General features: G+C 46.4%; 1 tRNA gene and 2 rRNA genes. All 3 read left to right on the plus strand.

Going from position 1 to position 752, the window contains the following annotated elements:
• A 16S ribosomal RNA gene (locus K1I53_RS09295) occupies nt 1-70 on the plus strand; the annotation flags it as partial.
• Between the two features lie 51 nt (nt 71-121).
• Nucleotides 122-194, plus strand: a tRNA-Ala gene (locus K1I53_RS09300).
• Nucleotides 195-315: 121 nt separating this feature from the next.
• Nucleotides 316-752, plus strand: a 23S ribosomal RNA gene (locus K1I53_RS09305); the annotation flags it as partial.

A 752-nucleotide genomic window follows, 5' to 3' on the forward strand; every position in this document is an offset into this window, starting at 1 on the left:
GGGATAGATGATTGGGGTGAAGTCGTAACAAGGTAGCCGTATCGGAAGGTGCGGCTGGATCACCTCCTTTCTAAGGAAAAGGAACTGCACATTGGTCTTGTTTAGTCTTGAGAGGTCTTGTGGGGCCTTAGCTCAGCTGGGAGAGCGCCTGCTTTGCACGCAGGAGGTCAGCGGTTCGATCCCGCTAGGCTCCATTGGTGAGAGATCACCAAGTAATGCACATTGAAAATTGAATATCTATATCAAATAGTAACAAGAAAATAAACCGAAACGCTGTAGTATTAAAAGAGTTTATGACTGAAAGGTCAAAAATAAGGTTAAGTTAATAAGGGCGCACGGTGGATGCCTTGGCACTAGGAGCCGAAGAAGGACGTGACAAACGACGATATGCCTTGGGTAGCTGTAAGTAAGCGATGATCCAGGGATTTCCGAATGGGGGAACCCAACAGGTACTACCTGTTACCCATATCTGTTAAGGATATGAGGAGGAAGACGCAGTGAACTGAAACATCTAAGTAGCTGCAGGAAGAGAAAGCAAAAGCGATTGCCTTAGTAGCGGCGAGCGAAACGGCAGGAGGGCAAACCGAAGAGTTTACTCTTCGGGGTTGTAGGACTGCAATGTGGACTCAAAGATTATAGAAGAATGATTTGGGAAGATCAGCCAAAGAGAGTAATAGCCTCGTATTTAAAATAGTCTTTGTACCTAGCAGTATCCTGAGTACGGCGGGACACGTGAAATCCCGTCGGAATCT

The organism is Streptococcus oralis (genome assembly GCF_019929365.1).
GTDB lineage: Bacteria > Bacillota > Bacilli > Lactobacillales > Streptococcaceae > Streptococcus > Streptococcus oralis_BT.